Annotated in this window: 23 protein-coding genes; 10 read left to right on the forward strand and 13 right to left on the reverse strand. The window is 69.8% G+C overall.

The window, feature by feature from the left end; translation table 11 throughout:
• Nucleotides 1–9: 9 nt before the first annotated feature.
• Together C5C17_RS13120 and C5C17_RS13125 are read right to left on the reverse strand one after the other, a co-directional pair.
• On the reverse strand, nt 10–1,659 hold the full coding sequence (locus C5C17_RS13120) for a GMC oxidoreductase (RefSeq protein WP_104253786.1): 1,650 nt from the start codon (nt 1,657–1,659) through the stop codon (nt 10–12).
• Between the two features lie 144 nt (nt 1,660–1,803).
• The gene (locus C5C17_RS13125) at nt 1,804–2,835 is read right to left on the reverse strand and encodes an NADPH:quinone reductase (protein WP_104253787.1); all 1,032 of its coding nucleotides are present in this window, start codon (nt 2,833–2,835) and stop codon (nt 1,804–1,806) included.
• Nucleotides 2,836–2,958: 123 nt separating this feature from the next.
• Here C5C17_RS13125 and C5C17_RS13130 point away from each other — a divergent pair, with 123 nt between their 5' ends.
• Entirely contained in the window at nt 2,959–3,300 is a 342-nt protein-coding gene (locus C5C17_RS13130) for an MmcQ/YjbR family DNA-binding protein (RefSeq protein WP_104253788.1), read from the forward strand.
• Between the two features lie 52 nt (nt 3,301–3,352).
• The gene (locus C5C17_RS18655; protein ID WP_181028593.1) at nt 3,353–3,496 is read left to right on the forward strand and encodes a hypothetical protein; all 144 of its coding nucleotides are present in this window, start codon (nt 3,353–3,355) and stop codon (nt 3,494–3,496) included.
• A gap of 30 nt (nt 3,497–3,526) precedes the next feature.
• Here the strand turns inward: C5C17_RS18655 and C5C17_RS13135 are convergent, their stop codons facing one another.
• On the reverse strand, nt 3,527–4,900 hold the full coding sequence (locus tag C5C17_RS13135; protein ID WP_104253789.1) for a hypothetical protein: 1,374 nt from the start codon (nt 4,898–4,900) through the stop codon (nt 3,527–3,529).
• 75 nt (nt 4,901–4,975) lie between these two features.
• Nucleotides 4,976–6,301: a GNAT family N-acetyltransferase gene (locus tag C5C17_RS13140; RefSeq protein WP_181028594.1), complete on the reverse strand. Its 1,326-nt coding sequence runs from the start codon at nt 6,299–6,301 to the stop codon at nt 4,976–4,978.
• A 128-nt stretch (nt 6,302–6,429) separates the two neighbouring features.
• On the opposite strand from C5C17_RS13140, the gene C5C17_RS13145 reads away from it, so the two are divergent.
• Nucleotides 6,430–6,873: a metalloregulator ArsR/SmtB family transcription factor gene (locus C5C17_RS13145; RefSeq protein WP_104253791.1), complete on the forward strand. Its 444-nt coding sequence runs from the start codon at nt 6,430–6,432 to the stop codon at nt 6,871–6,873.
• The gene (locus C5C17_RS13150) at nt 6,866–8,098 is read left to right on the forward strand and encodes an MFS transporter (protein WP_104253792.1); all 1,233 of its coding nucleotides are present in this window, start codon (nt 6,866–6,868) and stop codon (nt 8,096–8,098) included. The genes C5C17_RS13145 and C5C17_RS13150 overlap by 8 nt, the downstream gene beginning before the upstream one ends.
• Nucleotides 8,099–8,160: 62 nt before the next feature.
• On the opposite strand, the gene C5C17_RS13155 is transcribed toward C5C17_RS13150, so the two are convergent.
• From C5C17_RS13155 to C5C17_RS13180, 6 genes are all read right to left on the reverse strand, one after another.
• A complete protein-coding gene (locus C5C17_RS13155) occupies nt 8,161–10,092 on the reverse strand; it encodes an FAD/NAD(P)-binding protein (protein WP_104253793.1) in 1,932 nt (643 codons plus the stop codon).
• Nucleotides 10,092–10,877, reverse strand: coding sequence for an ABC transporter ATP-binding protein (locus C5C17_RS13160; protein WP_104253794.1), 786 nt, complete (start codon nt 10,875–10,877; stop codon nt 10,092–10,094). The genes C5C17_RS13155 and C5C17_RS13160 overlap by 1 nt, the downstream gene beginning before the upstream one ends.
• Nucleotides 10,874–11,974, reverse strand: a complete 1,101-nt coding sequence (locus tag C5C17_RS13165) for an iron ABC transporter permease (protein ID WP_104253795.1) — start codon at nt 11,972–11,974, stop codon at nt 10,874–10,876. Before C5C17_RS13165 ends, C5C17_RS13160 begins: the two co-directional genes overlap by 4 nt.
• Nucleotides 11,974–13,047, reverse strand: a complete 1,074-nt coding sequence (locus C5C17_RS13170) for an ABC transporter substrate-binding protein (RefSeq protein WP_104253796.1) — start codon at nt 13,045–13,047, stop codon at nt 11,974–11,976. Before C5C17_RS13170 ends, C5C17_RS13165 begins: the two co-directional genes overlap by 1 nt.
• Nucleotides 13,048–13,106: 59 nt before the next feature.
• Entirely contained in the window at nt 13,107–14,255 is a 1,149-nt protein-coding gene (locus tag C5C17_RS13175; protein WP_104253797.1) for a peroxidase-related enzyme, read from the reverse strand.
• Between the two features lie 140 nt (nt 14,256–14,395).
• Nucleotides 14,396–14,986: a GNAT family N-acetyltransferase gene (locus tag C5C17_RS13180; protein WP_104253798.1), complete on the reverse strand. Its 591-nt coding sequence runs from the start codon at nt 14,984–14,986 to the stop codon at nt 14,396–14,398.
• Nucleotides 14,987–15,145: 159 nt separating this feature from the next.
• Here C5C17_RS13180 and C5C17_RS13185 point away from each other — a divergent pair, with 159 nt between their 5' ends.
• Nucleotides 15,146–16,438: a low temperature requirement protein A gene (locus C5C17_RS13185; protein ID WP_219820509.1), complete on the forward strand. Its 1,293-nt coding sequence runs from the start codon at nt 15,146–15,148 to the stop codon at nt 16,436–16,438.
• A 173-nt stretch (nt 16,439–16,611) separates the two neighbouring features.
• Here the strand turns inward: C5C17_RS13185 and C5C17_RS13190 are convergent, their stop codons facing one another.
• The 3 genes from C5C17_RS13190 to C5C17_RS13200 all read right to left on the reverse strand — a co-directional run bounded on the left by C5C17_RS13190 (nt 16,612) and on the right by C5C17_RS13200 (nt 18,458).
• Complete coding sequence (locus tag C5C17_RS13190) at nt 16,612–17,067, reverse strand: hypothetical protein (protein ID WP_104253893.1); 456 nt, start codon at nt 17,065–17,067, stop codon at nt 16,612–16,614.
• A gap of 5 nt (nt 17,068–17,072) precedes the next feature.
• Nucleotides 17,073–17,657, reverse strand: a complete 585-nt coding sequence (locus C5C17_RS13195; protein WP_181028595.1) for an HdeD family acid-resistance protein — start codon at nt 17,655–17,657, stop codon at nt 17,073–17,075.
• Nucleotides 17,658–17,735: 78 nt separating this feature from the next.
• Complete coding sequence (locus tag C5C17_RS13200) at nt 17,736–18,458, reverse strand: metal ABC transporter ATP-binding protein (protein WP_181028596.1); 723 nt, start codon at nt 18,456–18,458, stop codon at nt 17,736–17,738.
• Nucleotides 18,459–18,513: 55 nt separating this feature from the next.
• On the opposite strand from C5C17_RS13200, the gene aztB reads away from it, so the two are divergent.
• From aztB to C5C17_RS13225, 5 genes are all read left to right on the forward strand, one after another.
• Nucleotides 18,514–19,401, forward strand: coding sequence for a zinc ABC transporter permease AztB (gene aztB, locus C5C17_RS13205; protein ID WP_258066201.1), 888 nt, complete (start codon nt 18,514–18,516; stop codon nt 19,399–19,401).
• Nucleotides 19,383–20,699 (forward strand): hypothetical protein, encoded by a 1,317-nt coding sequence (locus C5C17_RS13210; RefSeq protein WP_146079178.1) that lies wholly within the window; start codon nt 19,383–19,385, stop codon nt 20,697–20,699. The genes aztB and C5C17_RS13210 overlap by 19 nt, the downstream gene beginning before the upstream one ends.
• A 2-nt stretch (nt 20,700–20,701) precedes the next feature.
• Nucleotides 20,702–21,643 carry a zinc ABC transporter substrate-binding protein AztC gene (gene aztC / locus C5C17_RS13215; protein ID WP_104253803.1) on the forward strand — a complete coding sequence of 314 codons (942 nt, stop codon included), beginning with the start codon at nt 20,702–20,704 and terminating at the stop codon, nt 21,641–21,643.
• Nucleotides 21,644–21,718: 75 nt separating this feature from the next.
• Nucleotides 21,719–22,906: a hypothetical protein gene (locus C5C17_RS13220; protein ID WP_104253804.1), complete on the forward strand. Its 1,188-nt coding sequence runs from the start codon at nt 21,719–21,721 to the stop codon at nt 22,904–22,906.
• Nucleotides 22,907–23,090: 184 nt separating this feature from the next.
• Nucleotides 23,091–23,759, forward strand: coding sequence for an AIM24 family protein (locus tag C5C17_RS13225; RefSeq protein ID WP_104253805.1), 669 nt, complete (start codon nt 23,091–23,093; stop codon nt 23,757–23,759).
• Nucleotides 23,760–23,764 lie beyond the last annotated feature (5 nt).

The following is a 23,764-nucleotide window of genomic DNA, read 5'->3' on the forward strand; positions in this document are numbered from 1 at the left end:
GCGGCGCGATCAGCTCCCATCCGCGATGATGCGCTCGATGGCCCGTTCGGCGAGGGCAGTGATGGTGAGCGAGGGGTTCACCGTGCCCGTCGACCCTGGGATGGCGGCAGCATCGACAACGTACAGCCCCGCGTGCCCCGCAACGCGCCCATACGAGTCGGTCGCCTTGCCCAGCACCGCCCCGCCCAGCGGATGCGCGGTGAAGGATGCGTTGACGTCGGGAGCCAGGAGCGGGAAGCCCGCCACGCCGCCCGCCGCTGAGACGATGCGGTTGTTCACGGCACGGAGCGCCTTGACGCTCTCGTCGTTGCCGGTCTTCGGCCAGTCGAGGACGACGTTGTCGGTCGCAGCGTCGTAGCGGAACGCCGCTCGGGTGTCGTCGAGTGTCATGCCGAGCGAGCCGATGATGCCGAGGTTGGTAGGCAGGCCGGGCACGTACCAGTTCTCGAGCGTGACCGGCATTCCCGACTCGTCCAGGATTCTGGACGCGGACGGGGCGCCTTGCACGAATCCGCTGGACAGCTGGAAGCTTCGTGTGACCGCCGCGTCGCCGTTGCTGCCCCAGCCCTCGCCGACATGCTCGTTGAGGTTCGGCAGGGATCCGTCTGCGCGGGCACGGACGAGCAGTTCGGATGTGCCGACGGAGCCCGCCCCGAGGAAGAGCCTGTCGCACGTGATCGTCTTCGACAAGACCACCGCGCCGTTCGGCTCGATGAGGTCGATCCTCAGCCAATAGCGACCGTCTGCCTGCTGGCCGATCGCTTGGACGACGTGGCGGAAGTGGATGGTGACTCGCCCGGTCGCCTCAGCCTGCGCCAGGTAGTTCTGCGTGAGGTCGTACTTCGCTCCGTTGGAGTTGCCATAGTTGCTCTCACCTCGCACGGCCGAGCGGCGGCTCTGGAACCGGAGCTCCTTGCGAACGACGTCCCAGGAGAAGATCGACTTGATTCGCTGCGAGGTGTAGCCGGCCTTGGCGACGTCACTGTCCCATCGGCGCGAATGCCCGAACGGTGCGCTCTGGTACACGTCATCCGGCATGGTGCTGCCACGCAGCATCGCGAGGGCTCTCGGGTAGTAGACGGAGTTCATCTCTTCGTAAGGAACGGCACCGTTGAAGACGTGGTCGAAGAATCGCTGCTCGGGTTGTACGAGTGCGCCCGTGAAGACGACGGAGCCTCCCCCGACAGCCGCTCCGCGCCACACCGAGATGCCCGCATAGTCGGTGACATCGAGGACGCCGCCGAAGCGGTCGAAGTACGAGGGAGTGCCGCTGACGCCGGTGAAGGAGGTGCGGAACCATTGCGCGCGACCATCTGGAATCGCGTCATCCGAGAAAATCTGGCGCCAGTTGTCGCGCGGCCAGCGCGAGCCGCGTTCGAGCATCGCGACCGATTCCCCCGCCTGCGCCAACCTCAGCGCCGCCACGCTCGCGCCGAAGCCGGACCCGATCACGAGCACCGGGACGTGATCGGCGACCGTTGGGGGCGCCTTGTAGAGCCCCGGGACAAGGAGGCGGTACCGGCCATCCGGGTGGGGTGTTCCGCCTGGCAGCGGTCTGGCCGCGACGGGCGCGGCGCCCGCGACCGACGTTGCGACGGCGAGTCCAGCGGCGGCAGCGGCACCGGCTAGGACCGATCGACGTGAGACGGGTGAGTTCATCGAGGTTCTCCTCAGGCATGTGCATCAGCAACAGAAAGCCGGGGAGCCTGGTGACGACTGTAGTCAGCTCAGTGAACGAACATGAACTTCGGAGTCCCGTGTACCGCACGCGCCCTGCGAATACGGACGATGCACATCGAACTGCTAGGCGTCGGCGGCCACGCGGATCAGCACCTTCCCGACCGCGCCACCCTCGACCGCGTCGTGCGCCGCCGCGGTGTCCTCCAGCGGGAACCACGTGATGGGCAGACCTGCCGATTCCCCCACGGGCAGCGCGCCGTCGATCAGCGCCGCCGTCACGTCCTCGGCGGCCGCGTGCAGCGCATCCGGCCCCACCGTGTAGAGCAGCAAGCCCTGCCAGCGGACGTTCTTCGCGAAGCTCGCGATGATGGGCACCGTGAAGTCGTCCCCGTTGTTGTTCGCGTAGTAGGCGATGCTGCCGTGGTTGGCGACGACCTCGACGTCGAGCGCCGCGTTCTGCGTCGGCGAGACCTCCACGATGTGGTCGACGCCGTTCGGAGCGAGTTCCTGGATGCGCTCGGCGAGCGCGGGGTCGGGGTAGCGAACCACGTGGTGCGCCCCGGCAGCACGGGCCAGTGCCTCCTTCTCGTCACTGCTGACCGAGGTGATGACCGTCGCGCCTGCCCACGCCGAGAGCTGGATCGCCGCGTGACCGACCGCGCCGGCACCACCGTGCACGAGCACGGTGCGGCCAGCGAGCGCCTCGGGCGAGAGGCGTGCGGGCCCGTGCTCGTGCACGGTCAGTGCCCGGTGCGCCGTCATGGCCGGTACGCCGAGGCTCGCAGCCACATCGAAGTCGATGCCATCCGGGAGGGCGACGACGCGGTCGGCGGGCAGCACCGTGAACTCCTGCGCGGTTCCGGTCGGACGCTGGTGCGCCGCGAGGTACAGCCAGACGCGGTCGCCGACCGTCAGGCCCGTGACCCCCTCGCCCAGCGCATCCACGACCCCGGCGCCGTCCTGGTTCGGGACGACCTCGTCGAAGCCGAGCGCGCTTCCGGCTCCGCCTCCTTCGCGAGCCTTCCAGTCCGTCGGGTTCACGCCGGAGGCGACGACTCTGACCCGCACCTCCCCGGAACCCGGTTGCGCGACCTCGCGCTCGACCAGGGTGAGGACGTCGGACGGGCCGGTGGATGCGTAGACGATTGCCTTCATACCTGGTCCAGCACGTCGCGGACTCGAGCTATTCCCCCGCCGGGCGCGCCGACCGGCTACCCCCGTGCACGCGTCGCACGCCCACCCCTGGCCGCGAGATCGCAGCGGTGGCACGATGGGGCCATGATCAGCGAAGACGACGTTCGACGGATGGCGCTGGAGCTCCCCGAGACGCAGGAGCGCACCGCCTACGGCACTCCCGCGTTCTACGTCGGGCGGAAGATGTTCGCGCGCCTCCACGAACAGCCGGGTGTGCTCGTCTGCTGGCGCGCGGACCTGGGCGAGCGCGACGCGCTCCTGCAGGGCGAGCCGGAGGAGTTCTTCACCACCCCGCACTACGACGGGCATCCGAGCGTGCTCGTGCGGCTCGAGGCGGTGACCGCGGTGAGACTCGCCGAGGTTCTGGAGGAGGCGTGGCGGGCGAGAGCGACGCAGCGCATCCTCCGCGACGCCGACTCGGGCTAGCGGGAGTCGCGTCCTGCCCGAAAGCGGTTGCCGCCCGCCTTATGATCAGCGGATGGTCAAGGTCATTGCAGTCATCCGTCCCGTCGCGAGCGAGACGATCGAGGCGGAAGCCGACTCCTACGAGGAGGCGAAGTCGAAGATCGAGTCCATGGTGCCGGAGGGGTACGAGCTGCTCTCGGTCCGCTCCGCCAAGTAGCGTCCGGGCACGGAGACCCTCGCGGTCTCGCTAGTCGAACATGCCATCGAGCAGTCCGCCGATCATCAGGCCGCCGAGGACACCGCCGACGACGTCGCCCATGTCGCCGCCACGCCGACCACCGCGACCGCCGTAGCCACCCTGGTATCCGCCACCGCGCGGCTGCCCCCACTCGTCGTACCCCTGCTGCTGTTGCGGGCGCGACTGGTCGATGTCGCGCTGCGCGAGCTGCAGCGCCTCACTCGCCAGCGACCCCGCGCGCCGTGCCAGGGCGAGGGCCTGCTCACGCTCATCCTCCCCGCCTCGATAGCTGACGAGCTCGTTCCGGATGCGCTCGGCCTCAGCCAGGCGCGTGCGCGGCGCGGAGCCGATCCACCCTCGGTGTCCGGAGATCACATCGTTCGCGACCGCGATCTGCCGGTCCGCGTCGTCGATCGCCGTCGCAACCTGCGTCTGCGACGGGATGGGGCGCGCCGCTCGATCTCTTGCCTTCGCAACCGCCTCGTCGAGCGCCGTGTTCGCAGCTCGGAGTCGCGAGAGCGACGCGAACGGGTCAGTGCGCTCCCCCGCCGGAGGAAGCGAGGCGAGCGCATCGGTGAGCCGCTCGGCGGCCTCCTCGACCTCGCGACTGCGCGGCACGTCGCGCGCCGCGACGAGGTCGCCGCGGGAGTCGGCGATGACCGCTGCGAGCGTCGACTCGGCACGAAGCGCCTCGATCTCGTAGTTCTCCACGGCATCCAGCAGCGTGTGCACCCGACGCACGGCCTCCGTCGCCGCCTCGAGCGCGAGCCGGGACTGCTCGTTCTGCCCAGCCTCGCGTCGGCGCAGCGACACGTCGGCGCTGTGCTCGGCGAAGGTGAGCAGCTGCGCCGCCTCAGCCGGGTTGTCGCCGACCTGATGGAGTGCGGCATCCGAGTACCGGAGCGCCAGCCGATCGATGCTGGCCTGCGCGTCAGGGATGCGGGCACGAAGGCGCTCCGAGTCGCGCTTGACGCCCTCGAGCACGGCCGGTGTCTGGCGAACCACCGCGACGGCCTCCTCGAGCACCGACGACTTCTCCTCGAGCAGGCCCATCGCCCACTCGCAGATCTGCACGATGCGCGCGTTCCTGGTGCGCAGCTCCTCTGGCGTGTCCGGGATGTCGTCGACGTTGAGCTGGTTCAGATGGAAGGCCTCGCCCATGTACTTCCGCACGTTGACGAGCGTGTCCTTCAGATCCTGCGTGGCACCGGAGCCGAGCTCCGCCTCCGCGAACGACAGCTCGTCGTTCATGAGGCGGATGCGCTCGTCGGCGTCGACGAGCGCGACTCCCGCCTTCATCGCCAGGTCCTTATCGTGAGCGTCGATCTCGGCCTGCTGCGCTTGCTTCGCGCGGCGAGCGCGCCCCCAGAATCCAGATGCCATGCCGCAGATTCTAGTTGCGCGTCACCGGGGGAAGCTGGCGATGTTCACCGCCGGCGGAGCGCCAGGCGGCTCGGCTCAATACCAGATGCCGGGAGCAGGTTCCGGCGAGACCCGCAGCAGGCGCGCGGCCTGAGCGCTCGCCCCCTCCGTGAGCTCGCTGAGCACACCCGCTGCGCGAAGCGCGGCGGGCGCGACCCCACCGAGCAGGAGCGACGAGAGAGCATCCACGCGCAGGCGCACGGCGGGCACCTCCTCCGGGAGGCGCTCGACCGCTTCGACGCGTCCGACCCCGTCCGAGGCGACCGTGAGGAGGAACGCCCCGTCCGCGAATCCGAGCGCATCCTCGACCTCGAGGCCGAGCACTCCTGGCGACGCGTAGCTTCTGGCCTCGAGCGCCGCCTTGGCGTCGAGGATGCGCAGCCACTGGTGATCCGTCGTCGTGACGGTCGCCGCCCGCTGGTCGCCGAGCATCCACCTGACCGGCTCGTCGACGGCGACGTGCTCCGCCTTGACGGTGGAGACGAGGTCGGCTTCGAGGAAGAAGCGCCAGAGTGCCGCGTACGCGTCGTCGCTCACCGTGCGGAGGAACTCGACGCTGAGCGTGTGGCTCGCGTAGTCGTGGTCGCCGCCCTCGTACTTGAAGAGCGCCGCCCCCTGCAGCTCGCCGGACTCCGAGGTGTAGGTGACGGCTCGAAGCTTCTTGCCCTCGCCCTCCTCGTCGTGCACGGTACCTGCCAGGCGCGGCCACATGCCGTCCCAGCCCTCGATCTCGCCGACCGTCGACGTGCGGACGCTGTCGAAGAGGCCCGCGATCTGACCCGCCCACTGCTCGCGGGTCACGTCGTCGACGCGGCCGCTCGGCGTGGGGCCGCTCCATCGCACACGACGGGTGTCGATGCTGAGATTCGACGCGAAGGTCGCGGGCCCGAACCCGAAGCGCCCGTAGATCGTCGACTCGGAGACGGTGAGCGCCGCGAGCGGGATGCCGAGCGCAGCCGCCGTGCGCAGCTCGCCTTCGAGCAGGTTCCTGGCGATCCCCCGCCTGCGGCGCGCCTGCGAGACGGTGACCGAGCTGATGGCCCACACCCGAAGCTGGGTGCAGCCGGGCAGTGTGAGCTCGGCCGGCCACGAGCTCGTGGTCGCGACGGGCTCATCCGCTTGGGGAGCGGAATCGTCCCAGACGCCAGTCGTGCGCCGGTAGCCGAGCGATGCCCGCATGCCCTCGAGGTACTTCTCGCTGGGCTCTGCGGCGAGGAACCCGCGCAGGTCCGCCCGCGCCCAGGCCGCGAAGCCAGCCACGTCGCTCGCCTCCAGCGTCTCGTAGCGCAGGCCGGATTCGGCGAGCCTCGCCCTCGAGGTCTCGTCGATCGGGAAACGCGTGAAATCTTCAACTGCGGACATGCCTCCAGCGTAGGTCCCGCGAGGCGCGCGGCTCCTGAGCACGTTCTGGCGCGGCGCGCCGGATCGCGCGCCGGTGCGGTGCCGCTGTCGCGTTGGACCAAGCGTAGATCGTGTGACACTATCTGCGTATGCATGCAGATAAGCAGGCAGGGCCGAGCGCATCACTCGGTCCCGCCGACACCTCACCGCTCGTCGAGCTGGACAGCCCCACCGTCGAACTCGCGGCCGAGGTCTTCGGGATGCTCGCCGACGCGACCCGCGTGCGCATCGTGCTGATCCTGGACACCGGTGAGCACGCGGTCAACGACCTCGCCGAAGCCGTCGGGAAGACGCCGGCGAGCGTCTCGCAGCACCTCGCGAAGCTGCGACTCGCGAGGATCGTCGCCACCAGACAGGAGGGCACACGCGTCTTCTACCGGCTCATCAACGGGCACGCCAGGCGTCTCGTCGCGGACGCCATCTTCCAGGCCGAGCACTCCGTCGCTGGAGTCGGCGGCGCCGACGCCATCCCGCCGCACCACCGGAACGGCGCCGCGCGCGGCCTGGTCGCCGATGGGGACTCCGATGCCTGAGCTGCTCGCGAACCGGGCGTTCCGGCACCTCTTCGGGGCGCAGGTCGTCGCCCTCGTCGGGACGGGCCTCCTCACGGTCGCGCTCGGCCTCCTCGCCTTCGACCTCGCGGGCGGCGACGCCGGCATCGTGCTCGGCACGGCCCTCACGATCAAGATGATCGCCTACGTCGTGGTCTCTCCAGTCATGGCCGCAGTGACGAGCCGGTGGTCGAGGAAGCGAGTTCTCATCTCAGCCGACCTCATCCGCGCCACCATCGCCCTCGGGCTGCCGTTCGTCGGCGAGGTCTGGCAGGTCTACCTGCTGATCTTCGTGCTGCAGGCGGCGTCGGCGACCTTCACGCCGACGTTCCAGGCTGTGATCCCCGACGTGCTCCCGGACGAGCGCCGCTACACACGCGCACTCTCGCTCTCCCGCCTCGCCTACGACCTCGAGGCGCTCGCAAGCCCAGTCCTCGCTGCCCTGCTGCTGACGGTGGTCACCTACAACTCGCTGTTCGTCGGCACTGTCGTCGGCTTCCTCGTCTCGGCGACGCTCGTCGCCGCGACCAGGTTCCCGAGCGTTGCGCCCGCCGTGCCGAGCCCCTTCCTCGCTCGCCTGACCTCCGGCATCCGGGTCTTCTGGCGCACCCGAGACCTCAGGGCGCTCCTGGCTCTGAACCTCGCGGTCGCCGCGGGGACGGCGATGGTCATCGTCAACTCCGTCGTGTTCGTGCAGGCGCAGCTCGGGCGGCCGCAGTCCGACCTCGCCGTGCTCCTCGCGTGCTCAGGCGCGGGGTCCATGCTCGTCGCCCTCGGCCTGCCTCGCGTGCTCGAGCGAGTCTCCGACCGCAGCGTGATGCTCACAGGAGCCGCGTTGGTCCCCGTCGGGCTCCTCGCTGCGGCTGGCACCCTCTCGACGTCGAGCGAGCTGGGGTGGTTACTCTCCCTCCCCGTGTGGGGGCTCCTTGGCGCGGCCACTTCACTCGTGCTGACCCCGTCGTCTCGCCTGCTGCGCCGAGCGGCGACGAGCGATGAGCGGCCGGCCGTCTTCGCGGCCCAGTTCTCGCTCTCGCATGCCTGCTACATACTCTGCTACCCGGCGGCGGGACTCCTCGGCGCCTGGCTCGGACTCGCGCCGACCGCCGCGGTACTCGGCGGGCTGAGTCTTGTCGCGACGGTCATCGCCGCACTGACCTGGGCCAGCCGGGGCGCGCACGATCGACGCCCGGAGCCCGTCCAGGTCTGAGCCCGCGCTGGGCTCGGTCTCGGTCTCGGGATGGGTGGATGCGCGGCGCGGCTGGGCCCGTCTCAGGCCCGCAGCTGTCCCACATCCTGCGACTGCGACTGCGCGGCGGCGATAATCTGCCTGGCCGCGACATCCGCACCCGCAAGCAGCGGCGACGGCTTGCCCGGGGTCGCGCCGATCGCACTGCCAGGCTGCGTGCTGAGCGCCGGTATCCCGAGCACGACGACACGCTCGTCCACGGCGCCGTCGCGACCCACGAGGTTGAGGCCTGGCGCTTGATCGTCCAGCGCTGCCCCCGTCGCCTCCATGCTGTCCGTCTCCACGTCGACGCCGTCCCGGGAGCGCCGCGTGTGCACGCGGGCGCGGCCCGAGTCGAGCAGTACTCGGAGCAGCGGGTCGTTGGTCGCCGGCACCTTGCCCTTCGACATTCGGGGCTCGATGAGCGCACGTGCCCGGACGACGATGCCGGTGATCGCCGAGCGCGCTACGAACTCGCCAGCCGCCTCGTCGAGCCAGACCTCGGTCTCGGGTCCGGTGAGGTGGAGGATCCCGGCGTCGATGAGCGAGAGGACCTCGCGGGTGCGCCCTGAGGGCGGACCGGATGCGAGGAACAAGCCGTCGGCGTTGAACCACCCCTCGAAGTCCAGGACTGCCGATCGCCCCTCGAGGACGCCGGCGGCGGAGAGGCGTCCGGCCTGGCCCCGGAGCGCGCCCATCGCGCGGTTGACGGCGGCGCGCGGGTGCGTGTCCGGTGTGGACATCGAGCCGAGTTCCGCTTCGACGAGCTGCGCGACCTGCCGTGCCCACTGCTCTGCTGTGACCTGCTCGCCTCGCGTGGGCCGGCGAAGGGAGTCGATCGTGAAGGCGTGCGCTCCATCGTCCAGGTCCTGGTCGATCGATGCGGTGAGCACCGCGTCGAGAGCGGCCACGTCCTGCGCACCGTCGAGTTCCTCGAGGGCGGCTTGCAACGGCACCAGCATCGCTTCCGGGGCCCACCCGGCGAGTGCCGTCAGGTACGCGACGGCGAGCTCCCGGGCGATCCCGGGCCACACGTCTCGGCGGAAGTCGAGCGACGCGGGTTCCGCCGCGGCGAGCGCGTCGAACCAGGCGCGGTCAGCTACGCGGGCGGAGAAGGGCGTCGCTTCCGCCCAGCCGTCGGCCTTCGCGCGATACGGCACGCCGCGGCGCGAGCCGGCGTGCAGGATCGGCTCGCGGCCGGAGGGCAGGTACCGCAGTCTGCCCCTCGTGTCGCCCGCGATGGGCTCGAACCTGCCGCCCCGGCCCGCCGTGAGCACGGCGACGACATCGAAGAAGTTCGCTCCGAGTCCGCGGACGATGACGTGCTCACCCCGGGGGACGGCCGACCAGTCCTGCTCGGCCGGCATTCCCGGCGCAATGTAGACGAGGCCCCGCTCGCGAGCGGCTCGCTCGAACCGCTCCGTCTCCTCGCTCGGCAGAGCTTGCACCATGCCCTGGGCGAGCACCACGACCGATGCCGTCAGCTCGGTGCCGTCGGCGAGGACCACGGTGCGCGTCTCGGCGTCATCGGCTCGCAGATCCACTGCCGTCCCGTCGATGCGGGTGACGCTGACGTCTCCGCTCGCTTCGGCGGCGTCCAGCTGCTCGCGGAAGTAGACGCCCTGCAGGCGTCTCGAAGGGAAGCTCCCGGGCCGGACGCCCCGGGCCTCCTCGAGAACCCATGGGGTCGGGTGCGCACCGCGCTCCACGATCGCCGCCGCCCAGTCGACGAGGTCTGGGCCGGGCACGACCGGCCCGGACATCCTGGTCGACTCATCGGCGTGGATGGTCGTCGAGCCGGACGTCGTGTTGTTGAGGAACTCGGCCGGCTGGTCGATGCGCCAGGTCGCCCCGGCGCCGACGTCGATCGCGTCGACGATGGCGATGCGGATGCGCGTCGCGGGCCGGCGAGCCGCCACCCGGAGCGCCGTGGCGACGGCGCGCGGCCCTCCCCCGACGATGACGGCGTCGAACATCAGATGCGGTACTCCAGGTCGTCCTCGACGACGGGGCGCACCTCGACGAAGCCCTCGCGCTCCTCGACGGTCACGCGCAGTCCGTAGACCTGCTTGAGCGTGTCCTCCTGCAGCGCCTCGGCTGGAGTGCCGCTCTTGATGATCGTGCCCTGGTCGAGCATGACGATCTGGTCGCAGAAGCGACCGGCGTGGTTCAGGTCGTGGATGGCGATGAGCGCGGTGATGCCTTTCGTGCGGGTGATGCGGCGCACGATCTGCAGCGTCTCGATCTGGTAGCGCAGGTCGAGGGCGCTGGTCGGCTCGTCGAGCAGCAGCACCTTCGGGTCCTGCGCGAGCGCCCTGGCCACGAGCACACGCTGCGCCTGCCCGCCGGACAGCTCCGACATGTTGCGGTCGACGAGCTCGTCGAGGTTGAGCAGCGTGATGGCGTCCTGCACGTGCCGCCAGTCCTCGGCGCCGGGGGCCATGCCGTAGTGGGGGGTCCGGCCGAGGAGCACCGCCTCCCGGACGGTCAGGTCGAACGGAGCTTCGCCGGACTGCGGCACGTAGGCCACCGTCCTGGCGTGCTCGCGCCTGCCGAGGCTCAGCACGTCCGTGCCGTCGAACGTCACGGTGCCCTCGCTCGGCTTGTGCACGCGGGCGATGACCTTCGTCAGCGTCGACTTGCCGGAGCCGTTGGGGCCGAGGAGCGCGCAGAACGTTCCGTCCTGCACCTCGAGGCTCACGCCCTTCAGCACCTTGTGCTTGCCGTAGGCGAACTCGATGCCGTCGATCGTCAGGCTCATTTGAGGGCCGTCTTCCTCGTGAGGATGAGCTGGATGAAGATGGGCGCGCCGATGAAGGCGACGACGATGCCCACGGGGATGACGGCGGGTGCGAGGATCGTGCGCCCGACCGTGTCGGCGACCAGCAGCAGGAGGCCGCCGGTGACCACCGAGAACGGGATCAGGTAGCGGTGGTCCGCGCCGATGATGAGGCGGGCGATGTGGGGCCCGACGAGGCCCACGAACCCGATGACGCCGCAGAAGCTCACGATGACCGCGGCGAGCACGACCGCCACGATGATGAGCCCCACGCGGAGTGCCTGCACGTTGACGCCGAGGCTCTTGGCAGCGTCGTCGCCGGCGAACGCGACGGCGTTGAGGTCCTTCGCGAACCAGAGCACGAACGGGATCGTCGCGAGCACAAGGATGCCGACCGTCTGCACGTCACCCCAGGTCGCGTCGTTCACGGAGCCGAAGGTCCACCGCACGATGGCCTGCAGCGTGTTCTCGTTGGCCGTGAACTGCAGGGCGGCGGTGAGCGCCTCGAAGAGCTGTGTGATGGCGATTCCGAGCAGCAGCAGGGTGGCGATCGCCATGCCCTTGGCGGATGCCAGGCCGAGAACAAGCGCGGACACGGCGAGGGAGACGACCAGCGCGCTCGCGATGATCGCCCACGACGGGAGGGTCGTGCCGCCGGCGATGGTGATCGCGAGGGCTGCGCCGAATGCGGCGGCGGGCGAGACGCCGAGTGTGAAGGGGCTGACCAGCGGGTTGCGCAGCAGCCCCTGCATGAGCACACCGGAGAGCGAGAGTCCCGCGCCGGCCGCGAAGGCCAGCAGCACTCGCGGCAGGCGCAGCTCCGTCACGATCGAGAACTTCTGCGCGAAGTCGTTCTCGAGCGTGCCGCCGAAGATCGACAGCACGACCGCGGCCCAGACGTCCCCGAAGGTGACGCCGGCCGTGCCGATCGTGACGGCGGCGATGATCGCGAGCGCGCTCACGATGAGGCCGCCGATGATCGCGAGCCGTTTGATGTTGGCGCGCTTGCGCTCGCTCGACGCGACCGCGTTCTGCTCGCCGGCCGAGCCTGTGCCGGCCTCTGGTGTCGCGACCGTCACTACGCGCCCGCCTGGTACTGCTGGATGTACTCGTTCGCACCGGGGAAGTCGGTGTCCTGGAAGTCGACGACCCAGCGCTCGAGGAACTCGTCCGGGTTGACGTCGGAGAACTCTTCCGGGTGCAGCCACTTGGCCAGGTACAGGGCGCCGATGGACTTCGCGACGGCGCTGGTCGCCCATCCGTTCGCGAGGTACACCTCACCGTTCTTGATGGCGTCGACGTTCGACCAGCCCGGTCGGGCCGTGATCTCCGCGCCGAGCGAGTCGAAGCGCTCCTGGCCGGTCGGCGTGGCGCTGGGTTCGAACTCGTGCACGATGACGGCAGGGTTGCGGGTGACGACCTCGGCGGGGTCGACCGTGATCTCCTCCTGCTCGTCACCGCCGCCCGCGGCGTTCTCGAACACGTTGGTGCCGCCGGCCGCCTCGATGATGGCGTGGAAGCCGGAGCCGGGGAGCACCGTCAGGTACGGGTCGACCGTCTCCCAGTACACGGGCACGGGCTCGACGCCCTCGGTGCGCTCCGCGACGACGTCGAGGATCTCGCTCGAGAAGTCGGTGACCGCCTGCGCGCCCTCTTCCTTCTGGAAGACCTGTCCGAGGAGGCTCACGGTCTCGTCGAAGACCGCGTAGTCCCACGCGGTCGCGACGACGACGGGGACGCCGAACGACTCGAGCTGCTCTGCGGCCTCACGCCAGACGGCGTTGCGGGGCATGATGACGACGTCGGGGTCGAGTTCGGCGACCGCCTCGTAGTTGATCTGGTCGAGGCCCTCGGCGATGACGTCTGCCTCGTCGACCGGCAGGTACGGGAGGCGGTTGATGGAGGCGCGGTCGACGCCGACAACCGTGTCGCCCGCGCCGATCGCCCGCACGAACTCGTTGCCGTAGCTGTTGAGCACGACCGCGCGCTCGACGGGTCCGTCGATGGTGACCTCGCGGTCCTGGTCGTCGACGACGGTGATCGTCTCGGCGTCGTCCCCGCCCTCGGGGGTGACGGTGCCGCAGCCGGTGAGCAGCAGCGTGCTGGCGACGAGGGCCGCGATGGCGGCGGGAAGTCGACGTGCGATGGGCATAGGGGAACCTCTCGGTGGCTGGGGTGCAGAAGAAGGTGCGAGAAAGCGGGCCGGGATGCTCAGCCGGCGGACGGGGCGGACGCGGGCCAGTTCGGTTCGCCGAGGCTGAGCATGAGCCGGTTCGCCCACGCGAAGAACGCGGTCGAACCGACGAGGTCGAACAGCTCCGCGTCGTCGAGGCCGAGCTCGCGGAGCTCCTCGATCTGGCTCGGCGTCGCGCTCGGGCGCAGCGTCGAGAGGTTCGCCGCGAAGCGGATGATGGCGGACCAGCGTGCATCCTGACCAGCACTCAGCGTCTCGAGCGCGGTCGGCTGCCAGTTCGGGTCCCTCGGCAGGCTCGCGTCGATGACCCGCTGGACGTCATCATGGCGCTTCGACTGGAACGTCGCCTTCCGCGAGTGCACGGACGCGCAGTAGATGCAGTCGTTGACCTTGCTCGCGACGGCGGCCGCGAGCTCACGCTCGGCACGCGGCAGCCCGTCCTTGCTCAGGAAGACGGCGTTGTCGATCGCGCTGCGCGCCTTCAGCACGGCGGGTACACGAGACAGGAGCCGGAAGTAGACGCTGTTGGTGGTCGCCTTCGCGGCGAAGGAATCGACCTGCTCGGCGGTGAGCTCGTCCTCCGCGGGAGCGGCGATCCACGGCGACCACTCGAGCTGCTCCTGGGTGTACGCGGTCGGCTTCTGCCGGCCGGAGATCGTGCGTCCGCTGAGGTCCTTCGAGCGACCGGCCGCGACCGTCGAGCGCGCAGGCGCATCCACCCGCTCTGGCGACCGGCCAGCGAGGAGCGCGTCGCCGTCGAGCATGCGGGCGAGGTAGCTCTCGAACGCGACGAGCTGGCTCAGGAGCACGATCTCGTCCGGCGTGATGCCGGCGAGCGGCAGCACGTGCTGGTCCTCGTGCGTCGCCAGCGCCGGCGATACCGTGATGAGGTCGACGTGCTCGACAAGCGCTCGGAGCTTCGGGTCGGCGGGCAGCTCGTCGCCGACGAGGCGCGCGTCCGCGCCTTGAGAGAGGTGCCACTCCGCGAGCTGCGCGTTGCCCTGCCAGCGTGCAACCGTGCGGGCGAACCCGTGCAGGAGCGTCGCATCGAGCGCCTGGGGTGCCTCGTAGAGCGCCGAGTAGGCCGCGAGCGTCTGCTCGATGACCTCCGGCTTGGCGGCCGTCAGCGAGGCGATCGACTCGGGAACTGTCGGGGAGATGCGCACGTGGGGGTCCTCAGCAGTGGAGTTCGGGCGAGATCAGATACCAAACTGCCACCACCGGCGCGGCCGCGTGCAATTGCGTTACCCCGCATGAACTCGACGGGCCCCCACCGGGACATGTGTCCTGCGCCGTGCGCGCTCGGTCAGGCGGGCCCGAGATCCGGGCGGGTCAGATCCGGCTGGCGGGGGCCAGCCAGGTAGGCCGTGCGCGGGATGAGCTCGATGTCCGGCACCGGGTCGAGCGTCAGACGCGCGTGCGTCTCCACATCGAAGCGCTGGTTCCCGTAGCGCAGCTTCTGTCGCTCGATCCCCTCTGGCCGGAAGCCGGCGCGGCTCGCGACGCGGCACGATGCGGCGTTGCCCGTGCGATGCCCGAGCTCGAGCCGGAAGAGGCCGAGCTCCGTGAACGCCAGGTCGGCGATCGTCGCGAGGCCCCGCGTGGCGAGGCCCCTCCCCCGCGCCCCCTTCGCGAGCCAGTAGTAGGCCCACCCCGTCTGGTGCACGTGCTCGATGTTGCTGAGCCCCACGTTGCCCACGGCGATCCCGTCGACGATGATCGCCAAGTCGTGCTTCGCCGTGCCGGAGACGAGGTGCTGTGCCATGTACGAGACGAAGTCGAGTTCCGTCGACGGCACCCCTCCCGGGAACTGCGCTGCGAGGTCCGGCGACGTCCGCATCGCGTTCGCTAGGGCGGGGGCATCGTCGGCCACCCATGGTCGGAGGTGTGCATCCACCCCCGCAGTGTCGCATCTGCACATGTGCTCAGCGGGAGACGACGCGCGGGAACGCGGAGGACGACGTAGCATGTACAGGCTTCGGAGCCGGTGGGGGAACATCAGCGTCGATCTGCGAGACCTCCGGAGCTCGCTCACTTCGCCAGATCGGACGACTTCATGACCTCAGAAACGCTCAAGCCTGCCCCGCGGCGACTGAACCACGGGCTCCAGCGGATGCTCGGCCGCGACACCCACGAGCAGGGACGCGCCGCGACGCCGCTCGAGCTGCTCTACGACCTCTCGTTCGCCGCGTCGTTCGCCGCCGCCGGGAATCTCTTCGCCCACGGCATCGCCGAGGGCCACACGGTGCCCGCGATCATCGGCTTCGGCTTCGCGATGTTCTCGCTGGTCTGGGCGTGGATCAACTTCTCCTGGTTCGCCTCGGCCTTCGACACCGACGACTGGCTCTTCCGGCTGCTGACGATGGTGCAGATGGCGGGCGTGGTCATCCTCGCCCTCGGGCTCCCGGCCATGTTCGAGTCCATCGATCACGGTGAGGTACTCGACAACCGCGTCATGATCGCGGGGTATGTCGTCATGCGCGTCGCGCTCGTCTGCCAGTGGCTCCGCGCCGCCAGGGGCGGCTCACGCTACCGGACGACGGCCATGACGTACGCGGTCTTCGTGTCCATCGCGCAGATCCTCTGGATCGTCATCGCGATCCTCCCGCTCACACTCGTCTTCGCACTGCTGGGCGGCCTCGTCGCGCTCCTCGTCGAGATCGCCGGCCCTCTCATCGCCGAACGCCGCGGGGCCAAGAACGGCTCGGCAACGCCCTGGCACGCGCACCACATCGCCGAGCGCTACTCGCTGCTCGCAATCATCGCGCTCGGAGAAGGGGTCTTCGGCACGATCGCCGCCGTCACGACCGTCACGACCGAGTACGGCTGGAGCTTCGACGCGATCGTGCTCGTCATCGTCGGCATGGCGCTCATCTTCGGCATGTGGTGGGTGTACTTCATGGTGCCGGCGGCCGAGGTGCTGCACGTCCACCGGGAGCGCTCGTTCCCGTGGGGGTACGGCCACTTCTTCATCTTCGCGTCGATCGCCGCAACCGGAGCTGGTCTGCACATCGTGGCGTACACGTTCGACGAGCACTACCACGTGAGCGACGTCACGGCGGTGCTCTCCGTCGCGATCCCCGTGCTAATCTTCCTGCTCACGGTGTTCACGCTGTACGCGTACCTGCTGCGCACGATCGATGTCTTCCACGTGGGGCTCGCGCTCGCATCCGTCGCCGTGCTCGCGGCAAGTGTCGTCATGGCGGCGAACGGTGCAAGCATCTCGGTCAGCTTGCTCGTCGGGATGCTCGCGCCCGTTGTCGTCGTCGTCGGCTACGAGGTGCTCGGGCACCGCCACGCAGCAGCGCATCTCGACCGCCTCGAGCAGGGCGCGCCCGCGTCCCACTAGCTCAGCTGCACCCGGCCGCCGCGGGCTGCCGCCGCGCTCCACCCACCTCTCGCGCGTTTCGGGATGGGTTTCTCGCTTCGGGATGGGAAACAAACCATCCGGAAGCGAGAAACCCATCCCGAATCTGCTGCGGGTGGGGCGAGACGGGTAGCGACTCGCGCGCGCCTGCCCTCCTACCTGACGCGGCGGCGCCAGGCCCCGGTCGAGTACAGCGACCAGGCGATGAGCACTGGCTGGAAGAAGAGGCGAAGGAAGCGCTTCTTGTCGGTGTCGAGGCCGAACGCGTCCCGACGGTGCAAGAACTGCGCGAGGTTCCCGGGGAACACGGCCGCGAAGAAGGCCGCGGCAACCCAGCCGACGGTCGGCCGCTGGGCTCGACGGGCGAAGAGCAGCGACAGTCCAAGCACGATCTCGGCGACCCCGGAGGCGAGCACCACCTGGTCGGTTGTCAACGGTGCGTGCTTCGTGACGAACTTCGGCACCTGAGCCGTGAACTCCTCGCGTGCGACGGTCAGGTGCGTGACCCCCGCGAAGACGAGGAAGCCGCCGAGGAGCACGCGCTTGACGGTCCGAAGCCGCGAGGTGGGCGCCTCGTCGGCGAGGCGGATGTCCGAGCTCTTGATCGCCATGATCGTCACGCCTTCCTGGCGGTCTTGCCGAACCGGAATGCCATCACGAGCTGCGTGATGCCGCCGATGATGAGGATGAACGCGACGATCCACAGCATCACGACGACGACCCCGGCCGGCCACAGCAGGATGAGCAGGCCGGCGACGATGCTGAGCACACCCGAGATGATCGCGAACCAGCGCGACTGGTCGGGGGACGCATCCGCGAGGGACGCGATGCCCTCGATGATCCAGGTGATGGCGATGAGGATGCCGAGCGCGTCGATGAGCGCGGCGGGCTGCACGAGCGCGACGACTCCACCGGCGATCAGCAGCAGGCCGACAACGGCGTTGAAGACGCGCCAGCCGGTGGGGAGCCCCTTGGAGACGATGGCGCGCACGAGGCGCAGCACTCCGGTGAACACGAAGAAGATGCCGAAGACCCACGCGATGGCGGTGAGCGCCTTCTCTGGGAAGGCCAACGCGACGATGCCGAGGACGAGTGCGACTGCTCCGCCGATGCCGAAGATCCAGCGCAGCGTCGTCACCTGTTTCGGGCTCAGGAGCGTCGGGTTGAGGTTGAAACGCACGATTGGGGTGGACTGGCTCACTGCGGACTCCTTCAGCGGGGGATGCGCCGTTGGCGGCGCCGACGCGCCTCGTCCGGAGATCGGGGTGCTTCCGTCATCCTAGTGACGAAGCGAGCCGGTCAGTCGGGCGCCTTCCGCTGTCGTGTCGGATACGACGTGCCCATCGCGCAACGCCAGGACGGCTCCCGCTGCTGCGATCTCGTGGGCGTCGTGGCTCGCGACGACCACGGTCTTGCCGCTGGCAGTGAGCGCTTCCAGGCACTCGGCGATGCGAGCGCTGGAGTCCGTGTCCACGCCCGCCGTCGGCTCGTCGAGCAGGAGCAGCTCAGTGTCCTGGGCGATGCCCTGCGCGAGGAGCGAGCGCTGCCGTTGTCCGCCGGAGAGCTCACCGAGAAGGCGTCCGCGGAGCGGGCCGAGTCCCAGCAGCTCGATCGCCGCCTCCACGTGGTCGGCTCCCGAGCGGCGCTCGGAGCGGCGCCTATCGCCGTGGCGTCCGAAGATGCCGGGCAGGCCGCGCCGTCCAGCCCAGCGCCCCATCGCGACCGCAGCCTCGACCGTCATCGGGAAACCATCTGGGAGCCGCGCGTGCTGCGGCACGAAGGCGATCCGCCCCGGCGAGGCGTCGAAGTCGTGCCATTGCAGTGAGCCCGAGGTGAGTGGAGTGGTTCCGGCGAGCACGCCGAGGAGTGTGCTCTTCCCTGAGCCGTTGTGGCCGACGACGACGGTGATCGCCGCGCGACTGATCTCGATGGAGACGTCCGCGAGCGCGACGTGCGAGTCGTAGCGGACGGTCGCGTTCGACAGCGTGGTGAGGAGGGCCATGTCGACGACCCTATCCGTAATGAGAAGCGTTTTCATTATGCTACGGTCCTTCCTCGTGCCCTTCCTCACCGATCCCCTCGAAGCGAGCTTCTTCGCCAGAGCCCTCATCGGCGGCTCACTCGCCGCCGTCCTGTGCGCCTGCGTCGGCACCTGGGTCGTGCTGCGCGGCATGGCCTTTCTCGGCGAGGCGCTGGCCCACGGCATCCTGCCCGGAGTCGCGCTCTCGGTGCTCCTCGGCTTCCCGCCCGTCGCCGGCGCCGCCGCCTCTGCCGCCGTCATGGCCGTCGGCGTGCGCACCCTCACTAAGCGCACCCGCCTCTCCAACGACACCGCCATCGGCATCCTCTTCGTCGGGATGCTCGCGCTCGGCATCGCGATCGTCTCCAGGTCGGGGAGCTTCGCGGTCGACGTCACGGCCATGCTCTTCGGCGACGTGCTGGCCATCGGACCGGCAGAACTCCTGCTCATCGGCGCAGCGCTCGTGCTCGCGGTCGCCGGACTCGCGTTCTTCCACCGCGGCTTCACGGCCCTCGCCTTCGACGAGCGCAAGGCCTACACCCTCGGCCTGCGACCGGAGCGCGCGAGCCTCGCCCTCATCGCGCTCGTCGCGCTCGCCGTGATCGCGTCGTACCAGGCCATCGGCACCCTGCTCGTCACCGCGCTCCTCCTGGCTCCCCCGGCCGCGGCATCCCTCACACGCAAGAGCGTCGTCGGCATCATGGCGCTCGGCAGCGCCATCGGCGTCGCCGCTGTGGTCGTCGGCCTCTACGCCTCCTGGCACCTCTCGATAGCCGCCGGCCCCGCCATCGCGCTTGCCGCCGTGCTGTCCGTCGCCGTCGCCGCACTCGTGCGCCCGGCCCGGTTCCGTGGCGCGCGCGCCCGCACCTCCTCCGCATCCACCGCTCCAGCAGAAAGCGTCACGTCTTGCCCCGCACACGCGTAGCCCTCCCCCTTCTCTCCGGATCCATCAGTCGACGCCCCGTCGTCGCCGCCCTGGCAGCGGTCGGGATGCTCACCCTCGCCGGGTGCGCCTCCCCCGTCGAGGGGACCGCGGCGCCCGCCGAAAGCCAGGTGCCTGATGATCAGCCACACGGCTTCGTCGCCGGCGCCGAGGAGCTCACGGAAGCCCAGTCGAGCATCGCGAGCATCGGAGCGGACGGCTCCGTGAACGTGCTCAACCTCCTCACGGGCGAGACCACCACGCTCGACTCCGTCGCGGAACCCGCCTGGGCGGTGAGCGACGGGCGATTCGTCTTCACGGGGTCCGGAGCCGACGGCGACGGCACCACGCAGGTCATCGACACGGGTGTGTGGACGGTGCCGCACGGCGACCACGTGCACTACTACCGCGCGACGCCGGGGGTCACGGGTCACCTCGCGGAGGCAGGACCCGCCCGCGTCTCCTCGGACGAGGCTGTCGCCGCCCTCAGCTTCCAGGACTCCGGGACAACCGTCATCCTCGACCGTCACGCACTGGGGCAGGGTGAGGTGGTCGAGCTCGCTCGGGTCGAGTCCACCGCCCACGATGCGGCCGCAGCCCCGGTCGGCGATGCGGTCGTCGCCAGCCGCGTCGAGTCGGCAGGCGGAACGCCGACGCTGAGCGCCTACTCGCTCGACGGCCAGGACCTGGGCGCCAGCGTCGAGTGCCCAGGCCTGGGCGACGTCCAGCAGACGAGCCTCGGTGCGACCTTCGCGTGCTCCGACGGCCTCGTGTTCGCAGAGGCCGCGGAGGCAGGCGCCGAGTCCGCTGCCCCCGCCCTCACCAAAGTCGCCTATCCGGAAGCCAGCGCCACGACAGGCCAGTCCGCGTCGCCCGTCGGCCCGGCGAGCTCGCTCGAGAACCGCCCGCACCGGCCCGCCGTCGCAGGCCCCGCCGGGGACGCAGGCATCTGGCTCGCCTCCTCCAGGACGCAGGAGTTGAGCTTCATCCCCACCGCGACCCCGATCCTCACCGCCGTGGCAGTCGCCGACGACAGCAGCCGCGTCGTCGCCGTCGACCGCCAAGGCGCGCTGCTGGTCATCGACGGGGAGACCGGTGAGGTGACCGGCACGCAGGCGGGACTCATCGGTACCCCGGACTCCGCCGCGAGCGTCCACCTCTCCGTCGACACGAGCCGCGCCTACCTGAGCACTCCCGCCTCCACCGACCTGCACGAGATCGACTACAAGGACGGCGCCCGAATCGCCCGCACCCTCGACCTCCCGTCTGCGCCCGCCTTCGCCTTCCAGACGGGGAACTGACCATGAGCAAGCGCATCCAGCTCCCGGCCCTCCGCACGGCCGCCGCCGCGTTCGCGGCCCTGACCATCTCGGCGAGTCTCGCGTCCTGCAGCGCGACGGGAACCGACGACCGGCCCGAGATCGTCGTGACCACGAACATCCTCGGCGACGTCGTCACCGAGCTCGTCGGCGACCAGGCCACCGTCACGACCCTCATGAAACCCGGCGCCGACCCTCACTCCTTCAGCCTCTCCGCGCAGGAAGCCGCATCCATCGAGAACGCCGACTTCGTCGTCTCCAACGGGCTCGGCCTGGAGGAGGGAGTCGCGCAGCACCTCACGCAGGTCGACGCGGCGGGCATCCCCCACTTCGTCGCGAGCGACGCCTTCGAGCCACTCGCCTACACGGAAGGGGACGCCGAGGGCATGGACGACCCGCACTTCTGGACCGACCCCGCCAGGATGTCGGCGGTCGTCGACGCCCTCAGCAGCCAGCTCGCGACCGACGTCGCTGGCCTCGACCGAGCGGCGCTCGACGCCTCTGTCGCCGACTACGCCGGTCAGCTCGACGAGCTCGACGCGTGGATGCAGGACCAGTTCGACACCATCCCGAGCGCATCGAAGAGCCTCGTCACCAACCACCACGTGTTCGGCTACCTGGCAGACCGATTCGGCTTCACCGTCGTGGGCACCGTCATCCCCGGCGGGACGACGCTGGCAGCACCGAGCGCCGCCGACTTCGCCGAGCTCAGCGCGGACATCACGACCGCCGGCGTCTCCACGATCTTCGCCGATGCATCGAGCCCGGACGACCTCGCCCGCGCCCTCGCGAACGAGGCGGGCATCGACGTGCGCGTCGAGTCGCTGTTCACCGAATCGCTCACGCCAGCCGGCGGCGGCGCCGAGAGCTACCTCGAGATGATGCGCGCCAACACGGAGCGCATCACCTCGGGCCTCGCCCCCTGACGCTCCGACCGGCCCCGACCGGCCCCGACCACGATCCCCCATCCCAGAAGCAAATCCGCACACAGAAAGGTCTCCATGACCATCGCATCACCATCGAAGACGCGCGGCGCCATCGCCGTCACCGCACTCGGCATCCTCGCCCTGACCGGCTGCGCGCAGACCACCCCGGCCGCTCCAGGCGAAGCGGTGGCAACCCCCGGGTCCGCCTCCGCTCCGGCATCGGAGACGGTCACGCTCACCTACGACGGCGGGCTCGTCGTTCTCGACGCCGCCACCCTCGAGGTGGTCGGCGACGTCCCCATCGACGGATTCACTCGCGTCAACCCCGTCGGCGACGGCCAGAACGTGCTGGTGACGACCGAAACCGGATTCCAGGTGCTCGACACCCGGGAGCCGGCCCTCACCGGCCTGACGTTCGAAGGCTCCAAGGCCGGCCACGCCGTGCCACACGCCGGCAAGACCGTGCTGTTCTTCGACGGCACCGGCGACTCCGTCATCTTCGACACGGATGCGCTCCTCGCCGACAACACGACACTGCCCGAGACCACGACGGTCGCGAGCGACGCCGCACACCACGGCGTCTCCATCGAGCTCTCGGACGGCACCTTCGTCACGACGCTCAGCGACCGCACCGGCATCGTCGCGACCGACGCCGACGGCAACGAGCTCGCCCGCTCGGCCGAGTGCCCCGGCGTGCACGGCGAGGGCACAGTGAAGGATGAGGTCGTCATCGTTGGCTGCGAGAACGGTGCGCTGGCCTACGCGAACGGCGAGATCACCAAGCTCTCGTCGCCGGACGACTTCGGCCGCATCGGCAACATGTTCACGACCGAGGAATCGGCCATCGCGCTCGGCGACTACAAGTCGGATCCGGACGCCGAGGGATACCTGCTCCAGGCCTTCAGCCTCGTCGACACGGCGGCCGGCACCATCTCCGTGCACGATCTGCCAGAAGGGGTCGGCTACACTTTCCGCGACCTCGGTCGCGGCTCGGACAACGAGGCGATCATCCTCGGCTCCGACGGCTCGCTGCACCTCTTCGCTGAGGCGGACGGCTCGCTCATCACCTCGATCCCGGTCATCGACGCGTGGGAGGGGCCGGCCGAGTGGCAGGATGCTCACCCCGCGCTGAAGGTGCAGGACGGCGTCGCGTACGTCACCGACCCGGCCACGAGCACCATCCACGCGGTCGACCTCGAGACCGAGGAGATCACCACCTCGGAGACGCTCCCCGGAGTGCCGAACGAGATCGCACTGAGCTAGAGCGACCACCCGCCGCATCTCACGGCGCTGGTACCGCACCAGCCTGAGGAAAGCCAGGGGCGCATGGGGAGCACTCCCCATGCGCCCCGCAAGCGAACGGCAATATGATTCCGAACAGCGAGGCCCTCAGCCCCGCGATTGCAGGCATCGTGCTTCAGTGAAGCAGACGACAAGGAGAATGAGCATGCGCAGCGAGCTATTCGCGGAAGCGAACCGGGAGAGCCAGAGCACCGAGCGTTGGGTGCTGCAGTCGAAGAAGATGCTGCGCGTCGGCTTCGGCCCCGAGGTCCTCGCGGCCAAGGGCGCGATGGTCGCCTACCAGGGTCAGTTCGACTTCAAGCACGAGGGCTCCGGCGGCCTCGGCAAGTTCATGAAGAAGATGGTCTCGGGCGAAGGCGGCTCGCTCATGCGCGTCGGGGGTCAGGGCGAGGTCTTCTTCGCCCGCCAGGGCGCCGACGTCTTCACGCTCACGCTCGAGGGCGAGGGCATCACCATCAACACGTCCAACCTGCTCGCGTTCGACGCGAACCTGCAGTGGGACATCAAGATGCTCGCGAATGCGGGCATGATGACGGGCGGCCTCTTCAACCTCGAGGTCGGCGGACACGGCACCGTTGCCGTGTCGAGCGACGGACCCCCCATGGTGCTCGACTGCTCCGTGCAGCCCACCTTCGTCGACCCGCAGGCGGCGATCTGCTGGTCGCAGAACCTGCAGCCGACCATCAAGAACGACTTCAAGATGGGCTCGCTCATCGGCCGCGGATCCGGTGAGTCGTTCCAGCTGGCGTTCCACGGCCCCGGGTTCGTGGTCGTGCAGCCGAGCGAGGGCGTGCCGATCGTCGCCCCCGCCTGAGGAGA

The sequence above is a fragment of the Pseudoclavibacter sp. RFBA6 genome (genome assembly GCF_002931575.1).
GTDB classification, from domain to species: domain Bacteria; phylum Actinomycetota; class Actinomycetes; order Actinomycetales; family Microbacteriaceae; genus Pseudoclavibacter; species Pseudoclavibacter terrae.